The sequence below is a fragment of the Streptococcus sp. BS35b genome (assembly GCF_000286475.1).
Lineage (GTDB): Bacteria > Bacillota > Bacilli > Lactobacillales > Streptococcaceae > Streptococcus > Streptococcus oralis_W.
The window spans coordinates 339,795-358,231 of the sequence record NZ_ALKH01000001.1; the positions used below are offsets into that span (position 1 = coordinate 339,795).

The following is an 18,437-nucleotide window of genomic DNA, read 5'->3' on the forward strand; positions in this document are numbered from 1 at the left end:
TTCATGATATTATTTCTCATCTTTTTTGTCTCTTAGAATATTTTTTTAGCATGGGAATGAGATTGGGAATCTGCTCACTTCTAATGACCAGCACGCCGTATTCCTGGCAGCGATTGGCATAAACGGGATTGATTTTCCCCGTACAGACAATTAACTTGAGGCAACTCTCTCCAGCAAAATGATTGGCATAGACCTCTAGCTCATTGATGGCTTCAACTGATAAATCTGTCATCTTGCAAGAGATAAAGGTAATCGAGCGTCCCTTTCTCAGAATGACATCAATCTCATTTTGAACATTGTCCGCCTCTGGAAAGATGCCATTCCAATCAATCTCACCGCCTATCATGCACTCATCAAACAGCTGAGATTCAATCGCCAAGAGATAGAGATATACCTCTAAAATATGCCCCTTGTTGCGGCAAAAAACTTGAGCTTCTTGACTTGGAAAGCTGTAGCTTACTCGCTCTTTGTCCTCGCTTTCAATACAAAGCATCCCCGCTTCCACTAGTAAGGGAATGAAGGATTCTGGATAGCGATAATATTTGCCGTTGTTTTCCAGTATCTTTTCAGTTTCAGCATGCAGATCATTGGTCTTTGCTAGAGAGAAAAATTGGGTCACTTGGTACCAGTGGGCTGGATTGGTAATAGCCGAGCTGGCTAATTTTTTGATGGCTGAAATTTCTTGAACTGAGTGGATAGGGCGTTTTGATTTGAGCATTTTTCCACCACGCAAGGCTATCAGCTGTTGGATGCTTAGGGTTGGAATGTCCAAGTCTTCTTTTTCCAACTGACCGGCTACCCACTTGTATTGTTTTCCCCGCTCGATATCCATGGCAACGATGGGGAGGTCCCGATCCAAGCCGTATTGATAGAGAGATAAGGCTAGTAGCGAATCCCCACCAAAAACATCAAGAAGAATCTGGTCATAGCCTGCTAGACAATAATCTAACTGATCTGCTAGTTGTTCTAAGGATAACTGACGAAAGGTCACTCGTTGGATATGAGGCACCTCTTCCACGATGAACTGACGGAGAGAGAGTTTCTCTTCATTGCTTATTTTCGTCAAAGATAGAAAAAGAATCTCGTCACAATCACTGATAAAGGCTTGGTAGACATTCTTTTCCAATACATGCCGATCATACAATTCCACCAAAAGACTCGTCATTCGACTACCTCCATCATAAAGACTTTCTTGCGCTGAGAGTGTCAGAAACACAGCTCTACTACTCACATTTCCTACTTCTAGTATAGCATAAAATCCTGCTCGCCCCAATCAACCAACGCAAACAAAAACGAATAGAAACTTTGCAAAGTGGTTTCTATTCGCTGGTATATGTTTGATTTACTTGACTTTTTTAGCTAACATAGTCGCAAAGCGTAGTTGAATGCGATTGCCATTTTCATCACGACGGTGCAGATGTCCTGGATTTTCATTGTACTTAATCAATTCCCAATCCTTGTAGTAGTCCGCCAACTCCCCTTCTTTAAATGTGAATGGAAAATTGACTGAGCAAGGATAATCCTCCGTATCCATAGCACAGACGATAAGGTTGTAACCACCGACCGTGGTATGCTCCTGCATATTTTGGATAATAGCTGGAATGCGGTCCGCTTGTAGGAACATCAGAACAACTGTCGATACGATGAAATCATAGTCTTGGCTAATGCTGGCTGAATTGATATCATAAAGTCCGACAGGCATGTCTAGATCCTCTTGCTCTACGATGCTTTGCAAGATTTCAAGGGACAATTCATTTTGATCCACAGCTGTCACATCAAAACCATTCTGTGCAAGAAAGAGAGAGTTACGACCCTGACCACAACCCAAATCTAAGGCTCTTCCTGGTTTCACCGTTTGCATGGCTTCTAGGACCTCTGAATGGACTGGATTGGTCTGGTATTTCTTAGGGAAATAATCCTCAGGTTTACAATAAAATTCCAAGTACCACTCTACATCGTCTGTTGCGGCCTCTACTCGGTGCCAGGCTTGTGGTTGCGCCATGGGGTTGTCTGCTCCTGCCTCAAAGAGGTGCTCAGCTAGAACCTCACCATCTTCAGTCAACTCAATAAACTTGAGTATGCCCTTCAAGACCGTGATTTTCCCCCAAGTCCCGACCTTAGTATTGTGCTTTTGCTGGACAATTTCTGGCATGGTCTGTTTATTCCATAAGGGCATCCGTTTATAGGCAATTAATTTTTCCATTTTACTTCCTCTTCTTATCGCTGGTTGACAGCTTTCATCACACGCGCGATGTCGCGGTTTTGTTCACGACGCTTGATGGATTCGCGTTTGTCATAGTCATGTTTCCCTTTAGCAAGTCCTAAAAGAAGCTTGGCATAGCCATCTTTAATATAGACTTTGAGGGGAACAAGGGTCATTCCTGTCCCTTTGGTTTCCTGTTCCAGTTTTTGAATTTGCTTCTTATGGAGCAGGAGTTTGCGGCGGCGTTCCGGTTCCTGGTTCCAGATATTCCCCTCTTCGTAAGGGGCGATATGAACATTGCTCAGCCAGACTTCCCCATTTTTTACTTGGGCAAAGCCGTCCTTGAGATTGATTCGAGCTGCTCGAACGCTCTTGATTTCCGTTCCTGTCAGGACCATTCCTGCTTCAAGCGTATCTACGATTGTATAGTCGTGGTGTGCTTTTTTATTTTGTGCGACGACCTTTCCCTCGCCCTTTGCCATGCTTGGCTCCTTTCTTAGCTACTTCTTTGTAAAAAGGTTTCTTTCCCTTTTTCTTCTTATCTTTTTGTGAATGCTTGTGCTTATCATTTGAGCGCCCTGATTTTCTCTTATCTTCCTTCTTGTCCGAACGACGATTTGAACCACGACCTCTGTCACTGCGATTAGACTGTTTCAAGCCCTTTTCGATGACATCAAACTCACTTGGAATATAAGAGAAATCAATCTCTCCCGTCATCTTATCGGCTCTTTCAACTCGAATGCGAATTTGCTGTCCTACACGGAAGGTTATGCCCGATTTCTCTCCGCGGAGTGTCAAGTCACGCTCATTGAAATGATAAAATTCAGGCAAATTAGTGATGTGAATCAAACCTTCAACTGTATTTGGCAATTCGACAAAGAGACCAAACTTAACAATGCTGGATACAACAGCGTCATACTCTTCACCCACGTATTCTTCCATGTACTCAGCCTTTTTCATGGCTTCGACTTCACGCTCGGCCTCGATGGCACGACGCTCACGGTTGGAAGACTGGGTTGCAATCTCTGGTATCACTTGTTCAAAATGCTCTGCTATTTCCTTAGAACGGCCGTAATCCCGAATCATTCGATGAACAAGGAGGTCTGGATAACGACGAATCGGACTGGTAAAGTGAGTATAATAGTCAGCTGCTAGTCCATAGTGACCGTGATTGTGCTCCGAATAGCGAGCTTGTTGCATAGAACGGAGAAGCATCATTGACAATACATCCGCATAGGGTTCTCCCTCAACAGCACGCATGATGTCTTGAAGCGCCTCCTGGCTAATCTCACTGGCCGTTCCGTAAATTCGCAAACCAAAGCTTGAAGCATAGTCAATAAACTTCTGAACTTTTTCAGCCTTGGGCTCCTCGTGAATTCGATAAATGAAAGGTAGGTCCAGCTTGCTAAAGTGCTCGGCAACCGTTTCATTAGCAATCAACATGAAGGACTCGATCATCCGCTCAGCAACACCACGCTGACGAAGAACGATATCCACTGGCTTACCTTTTTTATCCACTAAAATCTTAGCTTCACTGGTATCAAAATTGAGAGCTCCACGTTTCTCACGCATGCTTTCTAGCCTTTCATGTAGCTTGGCCATGAGCTCGATACTTGGAACAATTTTCTTAAACTCTTGTCTCTTTTCCTCATCGCCAGCCAGGATGTCATTGACAGCGCTATAGGTCATACGGAAACTAGTCTTGATGACTGTTTGGGTAATGGTGTAATTAACCACACGACCATGTTTATCAATTTCCATAATAGCAGACTGGGTCAAGCGATCTACTTGAGGATTGAGAGAGCAGATGCCATTTGACAATCGTTCAGGAAGCATTGGTACCACACGGTCTGTCACGTAGACAGAAGTCGCGCGATTAAGGGCTTCCTTGTCGAGGGCAGAACCCTCGGTCACATAGTAGGAAACATCTGCGATGTGAACTCCGAGTTCTAGATTGCCATTTTTCAAAGGCTTGATGTGAACTGCATCGTCCAAGTCCTTGGCATCCGCGCCGTCAATGGTAAAGGTAAGCTCATCTCTTAAATCAAGACGCCCTTCCATATCCTTTTGAGACGGAGCATCTGGTACACTTTCTGCCTCCTTGAGAACAGCTTCTGTAAATTCTGAAACAATATCCACGGATTCCAAGACTTCAAGAACGTCAATCCCAGCATCAGTCGAGTGCCCCACCACGTCTAGCACACTAGCGACAAAGAAATCATGTTTCTTACTTGGGTATTTGTCGATAAAGACCTTGAGAACTTCAGTACCTTCCAACTTGATAGCCGGTTTCTTCACATAAATCGGTTGGCTGATTTTCTGATTCTTTGAACGAATGTAGCCCGCATACTTGGGCTTTTCCTGATCCAGAACGATTTGCCCGACAACTGTCGTCAGGCTATGCTCTAGGATATCGATAATTTTTGCTTCTGCAGCAGTTCCCTTGTTACGGTCAGCGACTTTCTTGATAACGACCTCAACGGTATCGCCATCAATAGCGTAGTTGACATCGTTTTTTCCTACAAAAAGGTCGTCCTCTTCGCCTTCCAGACTGACAAATCCAAAGCCATTTTTATGGGCATGAAAAACCCCTTTGAGGGTAATTTCATGTTTCTTCTTTTGGTCCAGACATAAACTACCATCATCTTCAAAACGAATCTGGTGCTTTCTTTCCATCAGAGACAGGTTTTTAATTAACTCACGGAAATCCTTGGACCCATCCTTTCCGAGAGCCTGAGCTAGATCATTTACCGTCACTCGCCCCTTCTCTTGCAAATATTCTTTAATTTTATCTTTCATGTTTTCTTTCTAGATTTTTATAATTTCTTTTTGAGTGATAACTTTAGTAAACATCATTCAAAATAAAAATAGGCTAAGACCTAGTCTCGCCCATTTCTTATCTACTTGATAATACCGTCAATGCTAAGGCAATGGCTAGCCAGAAAAAGACTAAAATACCTGTCAAACGTTGCATCACAGCTTCAAAACCACGCGCCTTACTACGTTCAAACAAATCACCTGAGCTGGCATCAAATACATTGCTGGATTGGTTCTTAGTTGGTTGCATGAAAATCGCAATCACAATCACAACAGATAATACTAATAAAATGGTTAACAATAGGTTATACATATCAAACTCCTTAAAATCCCTATTATTTTACCATAAAATCTACTTAGATTCAAGATGTAGGGTTACTTTTCTTTCCTTGGGACAATACTTTAAAACCTCAATCTTGTCAGGATGAGTTTTGGAGTTCTTACTGGTTAGATAATTCATGCTACCGCAAGAGGAGCACTTGAGATTGATTTTTACTCGCACTAGATTTCCTTTACTTTTAATAATGATCTAAATTGCACTAAATTACATAAACAACTGAAAGCTACACAGGCTGCTGTCGCATAAAAGACAGCATGGTAGCCCAAATATCCTGCAACTGCGGATCCCGCCATAGGTCCAATCACTCCACCGAGGTAAAAAAAGACTTGGTTGAAGGCGAAAATCCTGGAAATACCTGATTTTGGAGTCATTTTGCTGAGAAGGGCATTGACTCCCGGTATGAGAGCTCCCGTTCCCAAACCAAAGAGAAAACGATACAAGCCAAGTTGAAGGGGGCTGGTCGCATGGGCACAAAGAAGGTAAATGATGACAGAATAAATCTGCGCTGCGACTAACAATCTATGATTCCCTACCTTATCGCCAAGTTTTCCTAGAACTCCAGCACTCATCATGCTAGAAAATCCCATGCTGGATACGATCAATCCTGATACAAATAGGAGATTTTCAGTCTGCCCTAAGTCCCGCACATAGAGAGCCAGAATAGGGCCAATTGATTGAGCTGAAAATTGAATGACAAAGCTCGTCAAAAATAGGTTTACTAAGAGCCTAGGATACTTGAAAGAAGAAAATACTTCTTTCGTTGGAATAGCCTTCTCCTTAGCCACGGGCTGAAAATCTTCCTTGATAAAGAAAATGGTTAGGATTGCAGCTAAAAATAAGAAAGCACCTACCAATAAAAAGACATTACGAATGCCAAAAATTTCAGCAATAAAGCCTCCAACAAAGGGACCCGTCAGTGTTCCTGCAACAACACCTGTAGATAGAGTTCCCAGAGCCGCTCCCGACTTATCTTTCGGTACCTGACTAGCAATCAAGGCTGTTGCATTGGGGACAAAACCAGTAAATACACCATTGAGCAAGCGCAAAAAGAGTAGCCAATAGATATTTGGCACGAAGGCCAAACCTCCCATAGTGATGGTCATGGCAAGACCTGCTCGAATCATCATGGGTTTTCGACCGTACTTATCAGCAAGAATACCCCAGATGGGAGAAACTAGAGCTGCTGAAACAGCGGAAACTGAGATGGCTAATCCAGCATAAAAAGCAACTTGGTCCCCTTCAATTCCCAACTGTTCTACAAAGATAGGCATGAAAGGAACGACCAAGGAAATGCTGGCGCCCGTTAGAAAACTACCGAACCAGGCGACACGAAGATTCTCTTTCCAACTAATCTCTTGCACAGCTATCGCCTCCTTCAAGTAACTTCACTACTTGAGTCACAAGCTGATCACGACTGCCATTGTTGTCTAGAACATGACTGGCCAAATCTTTCTTTTTCTCTAAAGACCATTGGGCGGCCAAACGCGACTCTGCTACTTCCTTAGAAAGTTGATCCCGTTTCATGAAACGTTCCACCTGAACATCTCGGTCCACATAGACCAGCCACGTTTCATCAAACCAAGCACTGTAGTCCTGTTCAAAAAGTAGGGGAATATCCATGAAAAAAATCGCTTCTGTCTGAGCCAACTGGTCTCTCAGTGCAGCCAATTCCTCACGAATAATCTCTCCTTGGGTTTGTTTAGACCATTCTCGTTCTTCAGGGTTTGAAAAGATGAGACTAGCCAGGAGAGGGCGATTGAGTTCTCCATTTTCAAGGATTATTTTTTGTCCAAAGTGCTGAACTAAGAGCTGATAAAGACGACCACCAGGTTTTTGTAGCTGGTGGACGACTGCGTCAGCATCAACCACTTGAAAACCTTGCTCTCTTAGGAAATTTGTCACAGTTGACTTACCTGAGGCAATTCCTCCTGTGATTCCGATGATTTTTCCCATCAGCTCCTCCTTTGACACTGAGGACAAAAATGAGTTCCCCGTCCACCGAGCTGGAATTTCTCAATCACTGTCCCACAGCGCGAACATGCTTGTCCAGTCTTATCATAGACCTGATGAAAATCCTGCATGGTTCCGTCTTCCCCAAAGGCATTGGTATAGGTCCGAATGGTGGAGCCGCCCTTTTCAACTGCCTGCCCCAAAACAGCAATGGTCTGGTCATGAATGGCTGTCGCTTCTTCTGCTGTCAAAGTCTGGGAAGGTCTTGCTGGATGAACCTGAGCTCGCCAAAGAACCTCATCCACATAGATATTGCCAAGACCAGCTACCAAGGTCTGATCTAGGAGGTGAGATTTGATAGGCTTTTTAGACTTGGATAGAGCAGCTTGAAAGACCTGCAAATCAAAGTCCTGCTCTCTTGGCTCAGGCCCTAGTTTTTTAGATACAAAGTAGGCATCCAAAAGGTCGGGTGCCAAGAGTTCCATGGTACCAAACTTGCGCACATCCTCATATACAAGAGTGCCGCCATCCTCAAACTGAAAGAAAATATGAGCATGCTTGCGTTCAGGAATCTGATCCGGATAGTAAAAATACTTGCCCTCCATCCGCAGATGGGAAATCAAGACTTTGTCTGTTAGGTAAAAAAGTAGATATTTTCCACGGCGTCCCATTGACTCGATAATCTGACCAGGCAATTCCCTTTGAAACTCTTCCAAATCTGTCTTAATCATCTTGGGATAACGAATTTCTATACTCGAAATCTTCTTTCCCAAAATCAATTTTTCTAAGCCACGACGAACCGTTTCAACCTCTGGTAATTCAGGCATAAGTCCTCCTTCTGTAAAAACAAGAAGCAGGCATGAGCCCACCTCTACTTAGTATTCTTTTTCATTATAGCCAAAGTCAGCCAAATCTAGCTTTTTATCACGCCAGTTTTTCTTAACCTTGACCCAGGTTTCTAGGAAAACCTTGTCCCCTAGCATGAGTTCGATATCACGACGAGCCATAGTCCCAATTTTCTTAAGCATAGCGCCACCTTTTCCGATGATAATCCCTTTTTGACTATCGCGCTCGACCATGATGGTTGCACGGATATGAACCTTGTCTGTCTCTTCGTCCCGCTTCATAGAGTCAACCACTACAGCAACTGAATGAGGAATCTCTTCTCGAGTTAGGTGCAAGACTTTCTCACGAATCATTTCTGAAACCAAGAAACGCTCAGGGTGGTCAGTGATTTGATCAGCTGGGAAATACTGGAAACCTTCCTCCAGATTTTCACTCAAAATATCCACCAGACGAGATACGTTATTTCCCTGAAGGGCTGAAATAGGAACAATTTCCTTAAAGTCCATCTGGTTACGGAAATCATCAATCTGAGCCAAGAGCTGATCTGGGTGGACCTTGTCAATCTTATTCACCACCAGAATCACAGGAACCTTGGCAGCCTTGAGACGCTCGATAATCATGTCGTCGCCCTTACCACGTGGCTCATCAGCTGGCACCATGAAGAGAACAGTATCCACTTCACGAAGGGTGCTGTAGGCAGATTCCACCATAAAATCGCCAAGGGCTGTTTTAGGCTTGTGAATTCCTGGTGTGTCAATAAAGACGATTTGCTCCTTATCCGTGGTGTAAATCCCCATGATTTTATTGCGCGTTGTTTGCGCCTTGTCACTCATAATGGCAATCTTTTGCCCCATGACGTGATTTAAAAAGGTTGACTTCCCAACATTGGGACGTCCTAAAATGGCTACAAAGCCTGATTTAAATGTCATAATTTCCTCTTATAGTTTAAAATAGTATATCCCAAATGCGTGGGAGAAAGATAAGTGCACCTGTCACTGCAGCAAAAAGAGAGACCATCAGCACGGCACCTGCTGCCATGTCCTTGGCTTTCTTTGCCAACATAGAAAAGTGATAGTGACTGGCTAAATCCACTACATTTTCAATAGCAGAGTTAATAATCTCAAATGCTACTACCAAGAAAATGCTCATTAGGAGAAAGAGCCATTCGATCCGTGACACCTGAAAAACAAAACCTGCAAGGACGACTACTAGTGCCGTCACTGCATGTTTGCGCATATTACGTTCGTCCTTGATAGCGGTAAAAATACCTGTCAAAGCAAATTCTAAACTAGATACCAGGTCACGATTTTTCCATTTTCGTTTATTGTCTTGTGAGTCCATAGGCTGTCAAAATTTCTTCTTGTAAACCGAACATCTCCGCTTCTTCTTCCGGAGTGTAGTGATCATAGCCGTTAATGTGTAAAAAGCCGTGTACTGCCAAGAAGCCCATCTCACGCTCAAAGCTGTGACCGTATTCCTCAGCCTGCTCATGCGCTTTATCGATAGAGATAAAAAGCTCCCCAATGTAGGCATCAAACTCAGACATCATTTCTGCCAATTCTGGATTTTCCAGCAAATCCTCTTCGTCAAAGGCAATGTCCAACTCTGGCTTATACTCAAGGCTGATGACATCCGTCGGACGATCGGTATCACGGTACTCGAGATTGAGTTCGTGGCTACGCTCGTTGGTCACAAAAGTGACTGCCATCTCCTTGTCTTCTTTTCCTATTTTTTGGGCTGCAAATTCCAAAATTTCTTGGGTTTGTTGTAAGATTTCTTGTGAAACTTGACCAGTTTCATCTACCATTTCAATATACATGTACTTCTCGATTCTCTTTACTTGGCTTTATTATACCACATTTCCATGATTTTATTCTACCTTTTTGATATAATACTATGGAACACAATCACAAGGAGAGAACGATGTCATTTGACGGATTTTTTTTACACCACATGATTGAGGAATTGCGAAGCGAGTTGGTCAATGGTCGCATCCAGAAAATCAATCAACCTTTTGAACAAGAGTTGGTCTTGCAAATCCGCAGCAATCGCCAAAGCCATCGCCTGCTCCTCTCTACCCATCCTGTTTTTGGGCGCATCCAGCTAACCCAAACGACTTTTGAAAATCCAGCCCAACCTTCGACTTTTATCATGGTTTTGAGAAAGTATTTGCAGGGTGCCGTGATTGAGTCGATTGAGCAAGTGGAAAACGACCGTATTGTGGAAATCACCGTTTCCAATAAAAATGAGATTGGGGACCATATTCAGGCTACCTTGATTATCGAGATTATGGGCAAACACAGCAATATTCTACTAGTTGATAAAAGCAGCCATAAAATCCTCGAAGTCATTAAACACGTTGGCTTTTCACAAAATAGCTACCGCACCTTACTTCCAGGTTCAACCTATATTGCTCCGCCTAGTACCGAATCTCTCAATCCTTATACTGTCAAGGATGAAAAGCTCTTTGAAATTCTGCAAACCCAAGAACTAACAGCAAAAAATCTTCAAAGTCTCTTTCAAGGTTTAGGTCGTGATACGGCAAACGAACTGGAAAGGCTCTTGGTCAGTGACAAACTGTCCACTTTCCGAAACTTTTTCGGCCAAGAAACCAAGCCTTTCCTAACGGAGACTTCCTTCAGTCCAGTTCCTTTTACGAACAGTGTAGGAGAGCCTTTTGCCAGTCTTTCGGATCTCTTAGATACCTATTATAAGGATAAAGCCGAGCGCGACCGCGTTAAACAGCAAGCCAGTGAACTGATTCGTCGTGTTGAAAATGAACTTCAGAAAAATCGCCATAAACTAAAAAAACAAGAAAAAGAGTTACTAGCGACAGACAATGCTGAGGAATTTCGCCAAAAAGGGGAATTGTTGACAACCTTCCTCCACCAAGTGCCTAATGACCAAGACCAGGTTATCCTAGACAACTACTACACCAATCAACCTATCACCATTGCGCTGGATAAGGCCCTAACACCCAGCCAGAATGCTCAACGCTATTTTAAACGTTACCAGAAACTCAAAGAAGCTGTCAAATACTTAACTGAGTTGATCGAAGAAACCAAGGCAACTATTCTCTATCTGGAAAGTGTGGAGACTGTGCTCAACCAAGCTGGACTGGAAGAAATCGCTGAAATCCGTGAAGAATTGATCCAAACAGGCTTCATTAGAAGACGCCAACGTGAAAAAATTCAGAAACGCAAAAAACCAGAACAGTATCTAGCGAGCGATGGCAAAACCATCATCTATGTCGGTCGAAACAACTTGCAAAATGAAGAACTAACATTTAAAATGGCCCGCAAGGAGGAACTTTGGTTCCATGCCAAGGACATCCCTGGAAGCCACGTCGTCATCTCAGGAAATCTCAATCCTTCTGACGAAGTTAAGACAGATGCGGCCGAACTAGCAGCCTACTTTTCCAAAGGGCGCTTGTCAAATCTAGTTCAGGTAGATATGATTGAAGTGAAAAAACTCAATAAACCAACTGGTGGCAAACCTGGCTTTGTAACCTACACAGGGCAAAAGACCCTCCGCGTTACACCAGACCCAGAAAAAATCGCATCTATGAAAAAATCCTGATTCCAATTGAAATCAGGATTTTCGTTTACAATTTACTCTGCAATCAAGGTTTCCAAACCAACCTTCATCATATCAGTGAAGGTGTTTTGATTTTCTCAGCCAGTTTTTAATAACTCTAAAAGAGCGAGATAGTGGTCAATAAATGAGATAGTTTTCTCTTTCAAGTAACAAGGTTTTGTTGCTATCTTCTAAAATTCTTTTATTGTCTCAATTTCGAAAAGACTTCCCCAATCTTGCCTTCAATGACCAATGTAGCTTGGCTGTCTTGTGGAATACTGGTTTTATTGATAAGGACCAGATTTGTTCCAGAAAAATAGTTTACTAGGCTAGCTGCAGGATAAACAACCAAGGAAGTCCCACCAATTATCAGCAAGTCAGCTTGCCGAATAGCTTGTGCAGCTTGGCTAAAAACATCCATGTCAAGTGATTCTTCATACAAGGTCACGTCAGGCTTAACCACCTTGCCACAGTCTAAGCAGTGGGGAACCGGTCCCTCGAGGGCAAGAAAAGCAGTTAAGTCATAGAAACGTTGACAACCTAGGCAGTAATTCCGGTCCGCACTCCCATGCAATTTAAAGATCTTTTGGGAGCCAGCCATTTCATGAAGACTATCGATATTTTGTGTCACAACAGCCTTTAGCTTACCTGTCTTTTCCAAAGTAGCCAGATAAGTGTGAGCAGCATTAGGCTTTGCTTCTGGATAAATCAGGTATTTTTTATAGAAGTCAAAAAAATCTTCTGGATAGCACTCAAACATGGTTCGAGAAACGAGTTGCTCTGCCGTAAAATGACGGCCTAACTGATGACTATAAACACCATCTGAACTACGAAAATCTGGGATATTAGACTCGGTTGACACTCCTGCCCCTCCAAAGAAAACAATCCGTTGGCTTTGATCTATCAAATCTTGTAATTGTTCAATTTTATCCATCACATTTCTCCTTAAGCTGGGTTCTAAAAAAGTTGAAAATCCATTGCTCCAGCAATCTGATTTTCAACTCTTCCTTTATCATTGCTTAGATATTGAAAATAGATCACTTACAACAGTTCTTGTAACTAATGTAATTGAAAAGCTATTCTCTGATTACTCTGCAATCAAGGTTTCCAAGCCGACCTTCATCATATCAGTGAAGGTATTTTGGCGTTCTTCTGCAGTGGTGTCTTCATCTGGATTGACCAAGCTATCAGAAATGGTCATGATAGCAAGTGCATCAACGTGGTGTTGGGTAGCAAGATAGTAAAGAGCTGCTGCTTCCATTTCCACAGCCTTGACTCCCCATTTACCAAGCTCGATGTTCTTTTCAAAGTAGTTTGAGTAAAAGACATCTGATGACAAGACGTTCCCAACGTGGGTTGTCATACCAAGTTCTTTGGCGATATGGTAGGCCTTGTCTAGCAAGTCAAAACTTGCAATTTGTGGAAAATCATACTGTGGCCAGTCGTTGCGGATGATGTTTGAGTTAGTTGCAGCAGCCTGTGCCAAAACCAATTCACGAACGTGGACATCTTCATTCAAAGAACCAGCAGTTCCCACACGAATCAATTTCTTCACACCGTAGTCCACAATCAACTCACGCGCATAGATAGAGATTGATGGCATCCCCATCCCAGTTCCCATGACAGATACACGGTGACCCTTGTAAGTACCAGTGTAACCAAACATGTTACGCACTTCGTTAAAACAAACAGCATCTTCAAGGAAGTTCTCCGCAATAAATTTCGCACGAAGAGGATCCCCCGGAAGAAGAATTTTATCAGCAATTTCACCCTGCTTAGCAGCAATATGGATAGACATAATTTATGATACAAAGAGCGAGAAGAAAACGACTGAAAATTAGGAATCTGACGAGAAATCCTGATTTCTCAGTCAGATTATCTATTTTCCAAGTTTTCCGCTCGTGTTCAAATTAGAACACTTTACTCTACCTTTCTTTTTGTATATTTAGGATAGCGACGGAGAACAAACTATAAATAGGAAACTGACGAAGCATCGTTGATGCTAGACAGTTTATCTTTTTCACGCAGTTCTCCGCCCGTATTCAGTTCAACAAATACGGTTTACCCATCCTTTCTTTCTTGATTTTAAATTTAAATATTTCGCAGAATAGTTAGCCCGAGTTTGACTATAACTCAGATACTGTGCCTTTCTGTAGTTCCTAGTTTACCAATGAATCTAAAAATGCATACAGTTTTGCATTCATTTCAGAATAATCGTTTCCACGTAATTCTTCTGGTGTTTGAACGAAAGTGAACTTTTCACTTTGCTCTCTTAATTGCTCCTCACCATCCGCAGTAATTAAGAGTTCTATTGTTTCTGCACCAAATTCCAAATGGGCCTGAAAGGCATAATGTTTCGGACTGAAGCGAATAATCTGACGTGGACAACCTTGACTCGTCGCAAGAACAACAGCATTCTCTGTCAGCCCTGGCATATCACCGTGCCAGTGGCCGGTTTCTAAGGTTTCTCCGAACAAGCTGACATGAGGATCTGTTAGACCTTCCATCGTCAATGTCACAGGATAAACGCCGATCTCGCGCTCTGGACTATGTTCATACTTCGCACCATAGGCAACAGACAAGAGCTGAGCACCAAGACAGACACCAACGATATAGATATCTGCGGCAATTGCTTCTTTCATAAAAGCAAGCTCAGCCTTAGGGTCATAGTATGGGAAGTTTTCTCTATCCTCATCAGGTGATTGAGGACCACCCATAACAATCAGAAAATCAATCCCGTCAATTGTTTCAGGAAGAGGTTCTTTTTCATAAACCTTTGTTGATGTAATGTGATGCCCTCGTGCCAGAGCCCATTTTAGATAAGCACCCGGTACTTCAAATGTTTCATGCAGTACAAAATGTACCTTCATTGTCCTCTCTCCCATCTCTTTCGAACCATGTAAGACATTCCTGCCGCTAGTACAAGCGGTATTGTCAAACTCCAATCCTGACCTGTAAATCCAAGGCTTAGGGCAATAGCCGTTAGAGGAGCGTGTAAGGTCGTCCCTAAAAAGACTGTTGCTCCTAGTAGCATTCCTAGAGCTGGATCCAGATGGATGCCAACTACTGTCAAAAGCAAGGTCACTAAGTAACCAGATCCAATCCCCAAGGCAAATGATGGTGTCAAGGTTCCCCCATAGGCGCCATTGCGTAAGAGGAGATAAACCAGAAGCACCTTCATTACAAGAGCCAGTGGAAGATAGGGAACCGGCTGGCGAGATAACAAGGCTTGCGCTAGTACCTGACCATTTCCCATAAAGATAGGGAAAAAGGATACAAGGCTCCCCAACACTAGAAAGGCTAGAGGAAGAGCCCAAAGGATCGTCTCATCCTTGCGCCGTTTACGATTAGCTTGCTTGGCTAAGGATCGAAAAACTAGTGCTAGAGGAGTGACCAATAACGCAATCAGAATAGCTTGTAAGAAACCGCTGACCGACCATGAGATCGCAGATAGGTGATAAATAGCATCCTGACCAACAATGGGCTGAGCCACCCAGGTTGCCAGATAAGTACTAGCCAAAACCAGCAAAAAGTTCTGCCAACTATAGGTAAGTCCTAAGGTCTCAAAGACAAACAAGCTACTAGCAAAGGGAACCTGATAGACTGCAGCTAGACCAGTTCCTGCCCCACAGGCAACCAACACCTTCCGTTCTTTAAGGGCTAGAGAGAACCCCTTTGACAAGCGACCAGCTAGAAGAGCCCCAACCTCGCGTGGTGCTCCTTCTTTTCCGACCGATGCACCTGCTCCGACAATCGCAACCTGCATACCTGCATGAAGGAGGTGGGCTAAGGGTGCTGGATTCCTAGCTCCAGCTAGGTCAATTTGCTGGCGAATGGAGAAGATCTTATGACGCCTTTGCAGGATATACCAGAAGACAGCTGCCAAGCATCCTGTCATACACAAGACTAGGAATCTACGGAGAGCCCCAGCTTCTTGGAATTGCTTGAGCAAATCCGAACTAGCTTGGCCAAAGGCCAGCCATTGCACACCTTCTAGTAGATAATGGCAGGCAATGCCGACTAGCCCAGCCCCTATTCCCAATGATAAAGTGGCTAGAAGTAATCTTACTCCGTAGGGCAGACTTTGGAGTCGTGCTTTCATAGGATTACAATTCTGCAAGAATCGCTTTAAGCAAACCTTTGAAGTCACCTTTGACACGTTCTGTTACTTCCACAACTTCCTCGTGGTTGAGTTCTTCTTGGAAACCTGCAGCATGGTTAGTAATACATGAAATACCGAGAACTTTCAAGCCTGAGTGAGCGGCCACAATCACTTCAGGAACAGTGGACATACCAACTGCATCTGCTCCCAATGTCTTATAGGCACGAATCTCTGCAGGTGTTTCATAAGTCGGACCGGTTACACCGATATAGACACCTTCATCAAGCTTGATACCGAGTTTTTTAGCCACTTCATGGGCAGTAGCACGGTATTCTGGTGTGTAGGCTTTAGACATATCTGGGAAACGTGGACCAAAGTCATCCAAGTTTTCACCCATCAATGGATTTTGCCCCGTCATATTGATATGGTCTGAGATAGCCATCAAAGTACCAGGACCATAGCCAATACCACCAGCCGCATTGGTTACAATGACACCTTCACAACCGAGGACTTTCATCACACGAACTGGGAAAGTCACGACTTCAAGAGGATTTCCCTCGTAGAAATGGAAACGACCTTGAAGAGCTAAGACTTTTCGACCTGCAAGGTCACCATATACCAATTTACCAGCGTGTCCGACTACTGTAGAGCGCCCCCAGTTTGGAATATCTGCATAGTCTACTACAACTGGATTTTCGATTTCTTCTGCCAATTCTCCAAGTCCTGATCCAAGGATTAGACCGAACTCAGGCGCTTGGATTCCCTTGTCTTTCAGGAAAGCAGCTGTTTCCTTGATCTTATCTAAAAATGTCATTCTGTGTCTCCTTTATTATTTTTTAGCATTTGACCGATTTTGTCAAAGGTTTTTGCGTTGCGAATGGTGATGTTGCGATAAAAAGGCATCTTGAGCAAGTACTTGTGATAGGCAGTTGCATAGTAGGATTTTTCAGAGAATTTCCCCCAGAAAATCCCAAGTCTTCCAAAATGAACCACTTCATCTTTCAGTTCCAAACTTTCAACTTTCTCAATGACTTGAGCAACATCCAAGCCCTCCGTGTAAAAGAGGACGTCCTTTCGTGCCAAATCTTTGGTCCACCATTCAGGTAGATTTTCAAGTTCCGTTTCAAAATCCTCAAGACTCAGTAACGAAAAGCTCTGAATAAATGGATAATGGACTGCAAAGAAAGTCTCTAACTTTTCAACCAATTGGGCTTTGGGAACTGTCGAAGTAAAGAAAATATTGCCACTGTTGATGTAGGTTTCAACCTTTTCCATTCCCAACTCTGTCAGTTCTTGACGAAGTTGCGCCATGACAACCTTATTCTTCCCACCGACATTAATGCCCCTAACCAGTAAAGCATAGCGTGTCATCTTATACCAATTTATCTAAGAAACTTTCCCCAATCATGGCAGTTTCCACACCAAAGTTATCCGCAACTGTCGCTGAGATATCTGCAAAATGTCCAACTGGAATAACACCATTTCCCTTAAAGGCAGGGCTGTAAGCTAAAAGTGGAATATATTCACGAGTATGGTCTGTTCCTGCATAGGTTGGGTCATTTCCATGGTCCGCAGTAATCAAGAGAAGATCATTCTCTCTCATCGCTGCGATAATTTCAGGCAAGCGTTCATCAAACTCATGCAAGCAATCACGGTAGCCATGAGCATTGCGGCGGTGGCCGTAAAGGGCATCAAAGTCAACCAAATTTGTGAAGGAGAATCCTTTTTCAAACTCAGCAAGTCCCATGGTTTTCAATAGTGTATCAATTCCGTGGCTGTTTGACTTGTTGTGGCCCATGTCATGGTTGATACCAGCGCCGTTAAAGATATCGTTGATTTTACCAACAGCGTACGTATCGATACCTGCTTCGTTCAATTTATCCAAAACAGTTGGTGCAAATGGAGAAACGGCCAAGTCACGACGATTTGCCGTACGAGTGAAGTTACCTGGTTCACCAACATATGGACGGGCAATGATACGACCTAGAAGGGCAGGACGCTCAAGGGTAATTGAACGAGCGTATTCACAGATACGGTACAATTCATCCAAAGGAATGATGTCTTCGTGGGCAGCAATTTGCAAAACAGGGTCAGCTGAAGTATAGATAATCAACTCTCCAGTTTCCATTTGACGTGGTCCGAAATCATCGATAACAGCCGTACCTGAGTAAGGTTTGTTGGCTTCACGAATAACCTTACGTCCTGAAAATTCTTCGATTTTTGTCAGGATTTCTTCTGGGAATCCGTTCCAGAAAGTATCGAAAGGCTCGGTAATGTTGAGTCCCATGATTTCCCAGTGACCAGTCATGGTATCCTTACCTAAAGATACTTCTTCCAATTTTGTTGCATAACCTGTTGGATTGCTTTCAGCTGGTACAGTCTTCAGAGGCGTTTCGCGAGGAATATTTCCTAGACCGATTTTAGCCATGTTTGGCACATTCAAACCAACTGTTTTTGAAATGTGTCCCAGTGTGTCAGAAGCTCCGTCTGGAACTCCTGCATTGACAAAGTTATTGGCATCTGGTGCAGCACCGATTCCCACAGAATCCAGTACCACCAAGTGAATACGATTAAATTTTGACATAGTGTATCTCCTTATTTTT

The 18,437-nt window shown here is 43.3% G+C and carries 20 protein-coding genes; 1 reads left to right on the top strand and 19 read right to left on the bottom strand.

Annotated elements, in window-relative coordinates; all coding sequences use genetic code 11:
* Nucleotides 1-16 precede the first annotated feature (16 nt).
* From HMPREF1149_RS03845 to ybeY, 12 genes are all read right to left on the bottom strand, one after another.
* Nucleotides 17-1,165 (bottom strand): hypothetical protein, encoded by a 1,149-nt coding sequence (locus HMPREF1149_RS03845; protein ID WP_000202643.1) that lies wholly within the window; start codon nt 1,163-1,165, stop codon nt 17-19.
* A gap of 177 nt (nt 1,166-1,342) precedes the next feature.
* On the bottom strand, nt 1,343-2,203 hold the full coding sequence (gene tehB / locus HMPREF1149_RS03850) for an SAM-dependent methyltransferase TehB (RefSeq protein WP_000413071.1): 861 nt from the start codon (nt 2,201-2,203) through the stop codon (nt 1,343-1,345).
* Nucleotides 2,204-2,217: 14 nt separating this feature from the next.
* Nucleotides 2,218-2,685: an SsrA-binding protein SmpB gene (smpB, locus tag HMPREF1149_RS03855; RefSeq protein WP_001051742.1), complete on the bottom strand. Its 468-nt coding sequence runs from the start codon at nt 2,683-2,685 to the stop codon at nt 2,218-2,220.
* Complete coding sequence (rnr, locus tag HMPREF1149_RS03860; protein ID WP_000653273.1) at nt 2,648-5,002, bottom strand: ribonuclease R; 2,355 nt, start codon at nt 5,000-5,002, stop codon at nt 2,648-2,650. The genes smpB and rnr overlap by 38 nt, the downstream gene beginning before the upstream one ends.
* Nucleotides 5,003-5,099: 97 nt before the next feature.
* Nucleotides 5,100-5,333, bottom strand: coding sequence for a preprotein translocase subunit SecG (secG, locus tag HMPREF1149_RS03865; protein ID WP_000282517.1), 234 nt, complete (start codon nt 5,331-5,333; stop codon nt 5,100-5,102).
* Nucleotides 5,334-5,372: 39 nt separating this feature from the next.
* Nucleotides 5,373-5,522 carry a 50S ribosomal protein L33 gene (gene rpmG, locus HMPREF1149_RS03870; RefSeq protein WP_007519517.1) on the bottom strand — a complete coding sequence of 50 codons (150 nt, stop codon included), beginning with the start codon at nt 5,520-5,522 and terminating at the stop codon, nt 5,373-5,375.
* Nucleotides 5,522-6,721 carry a multidrug efflux MFS transporter gene (locus HMPREF1149_RS03875; RefSeq protein ID WP_001156302.1) on the bottom strand — a complete coding sequence of 400 codons (1,200 nt, stop codon included), beginning with the start codon at nt 6,719-6,721 and terminating at the stop codon, nt 5,522-5,524. The genes rpmG and HMPREF1149_RS03875 overlap by 1 nt, the downstream gene beginning before the upstream one ends.
* A complete protein-coding gene (gene coaE / locus HMPREF1149_RS03880; protein ID WP_000516174.1) occupies nt 6,708-7,313 on the bottom strand; it encodes a dephospho-CoA kinase in 606 nt (201 codons plus the stop codon). Before coaE ends, HMPREF1149_RS03875 begins: the two co-directional genes overlap by 14 nt.
* Nucleotides 7,313-8,137: a DNA-formamidopyrimidine glycosylase gene (gene mutM / locus HMPREF1149_RS03885; protein WP_001114619.1), complete on the bottom strand. Its 825-nt coding sequence runs from the start codon at nt 8,135-8,137 to the stop codon at nt 7,313-7,315. Before mutM ends, coaE begins: the two co-directional genes overlap by 1 nt.
* A gap of 48 nt (nt 8,138-8,185) precedes the next feature.
* Nucleotides 8,186-9,085, bottom strand: a complete 900-nt coding sequence (gene era, locus HMPREF1149_RS03890) for a GTPase Era (RefSeq protein ID WP_000143278.1) — start codon at nt 9,083-9,085, stop codon at nt 8,186-8,188.
* 16 nt (nt 9,086-9,101) lie between these two features.
* On the bottom strand, nt 9,102-9,497 hold the full coding sequence (locus tag HMPREF1149_RS03895) for a diacylglycerol kinase family protein (protein WP_000378176.1): 396 nt from the start codon (nt 9,495-9,497) through the stop codon (nt 9,102-9,104).
* Nucleotides 9,478-9,975, bottom strand: a complete 498-nt coding sequence (ybeY, locus tag HMPREF1149_RS03900) for an rRNA maturation RNase YbeY (protein ID WP_000275169.1) — start codon at nt 9,973-9,975, stop codon at nt 9,478-9,480. Before ybeY ends, HMPREF1149_RS03895 begins: the two co-directional genes overlap by 20 nt.
* A 104-nt stretch (nt 9,976-10,079) precedes the next feature.
* Between ybeY and pavA the strand changes: the two genes are divergently transcribed.
* Nucleotides 10,080-11,735, top strand: coding sequence for an Rqc2 family fibronectin-binding protein PavA (pavA, locus tag HMPREF1149_RS03905; protein WP_000006738.1), 1,656 nt, complete (start codon nt 10,080-10,082; stop codon nt 11,733-11,735).
* 199 nt (nt 11,736-11,934) lie between these two features.
* Here the strand turns inward: pavA and HMPREF1149_RS03910 are convergent, their stop codons facing one another.
* From HMPREF1149_RS03910 to HMPREF1149_RS03940, 7 genes are all read right to left on the bottom strand, one after another.
* On the bottom strand, nt 11,935-12,666 hold the full coding sequence (locus HMPREF1149_RS03910) for an NAD-dependent protein deacylase (protein ID WP_000357681.1): 732 nt from the start codon (nt 12,664-12,666) through the stop codon (nt 11,935-11,937).
* A gap of 153 nt (nt 12,667-12,819) precedes the next feature.
* The gene (gene deoD / locus HMPREF1149_RS03915) at nt 12,820-13,530 is read right to left on the bottom strand and encodes a purine-nucleoside phosphorylase (RefSeq protein ID WP_000022081.1); all 711 of its coding nucleotides are present in this window, start codon (nt 13,528-13,530) and stop codon (nt 12,820-12,822) included.
* 361 nt (nt 13,531-13,891) lie between these two features.
* Nucleotides 13,892-14,602, bottom strand: coding sequence for a type 1 glutamine amidotransferase (locus HMPREF1149_RS03920; protein WP_000862853.1), 711 nt, complete (start codon nt 14,600-14,602; stop codon nt 13,892-13,894).
* The gene (locus HMPREF1149_RS03925) at nt 14,599-15,834 is read right to left on the bottom strand and encodes a chloride channel protein (protein ID WP_009066807.1); all 1,236 of its coding nucleotides are present in this window, start codon (nt 15,832-15,834) and stop codon (nt 14,599-14,601) included. The genes HMPREF1149_RS03920 and HMPREF1149_RS03925 overlap by 4 nt, the downstream gene beginning before the upstream one ends.
* Before the next feature lie 4 nt (nt 15,835-15,838).
* Nucleotides 15,839-16,648, bottom strand: coding sequence for a purine-nucleoside phosphorylase (locus tag HMPREF1149_RS03930; RefSeq protein WP_000143354.1), 810 nt, complete (start codon nt 16,646-16,648; stop codon nt 15,839-15,841).
* Nucleotides 16,645-17,205: a DUF1697 domain-containing protein gene (locus tag HMPREF1149_RS03935; RefSeq protein ID WP_009066813.1), complete on the bottom strand. Its 561-nt coding sequence runs from the start codon at nt 17,203-17,205 to the stop codon at nt 16,645-16,647. The genes HMPREF1149_RS03930 and HMPREF1149_RS03935 overlap by 4 nt, the downstream gene beginning before the upstream one ends.
* Before the next feature lies 1 nt (nt 17,206).
* Nucleotides 17,207-18,418: a phosphopentomutase gene (locus HMPREF1149_RS03940; RefSeq protein WP_000033118.1), complete on the bottom strand. Its 1,212-nt coding sequence runs from the start codon at nt 18,416-18,418 to the stop codon at nt 17,207-17,209.
* Nucleotides 18,419-18,437 lie beyond the last annotated feature (19 nt).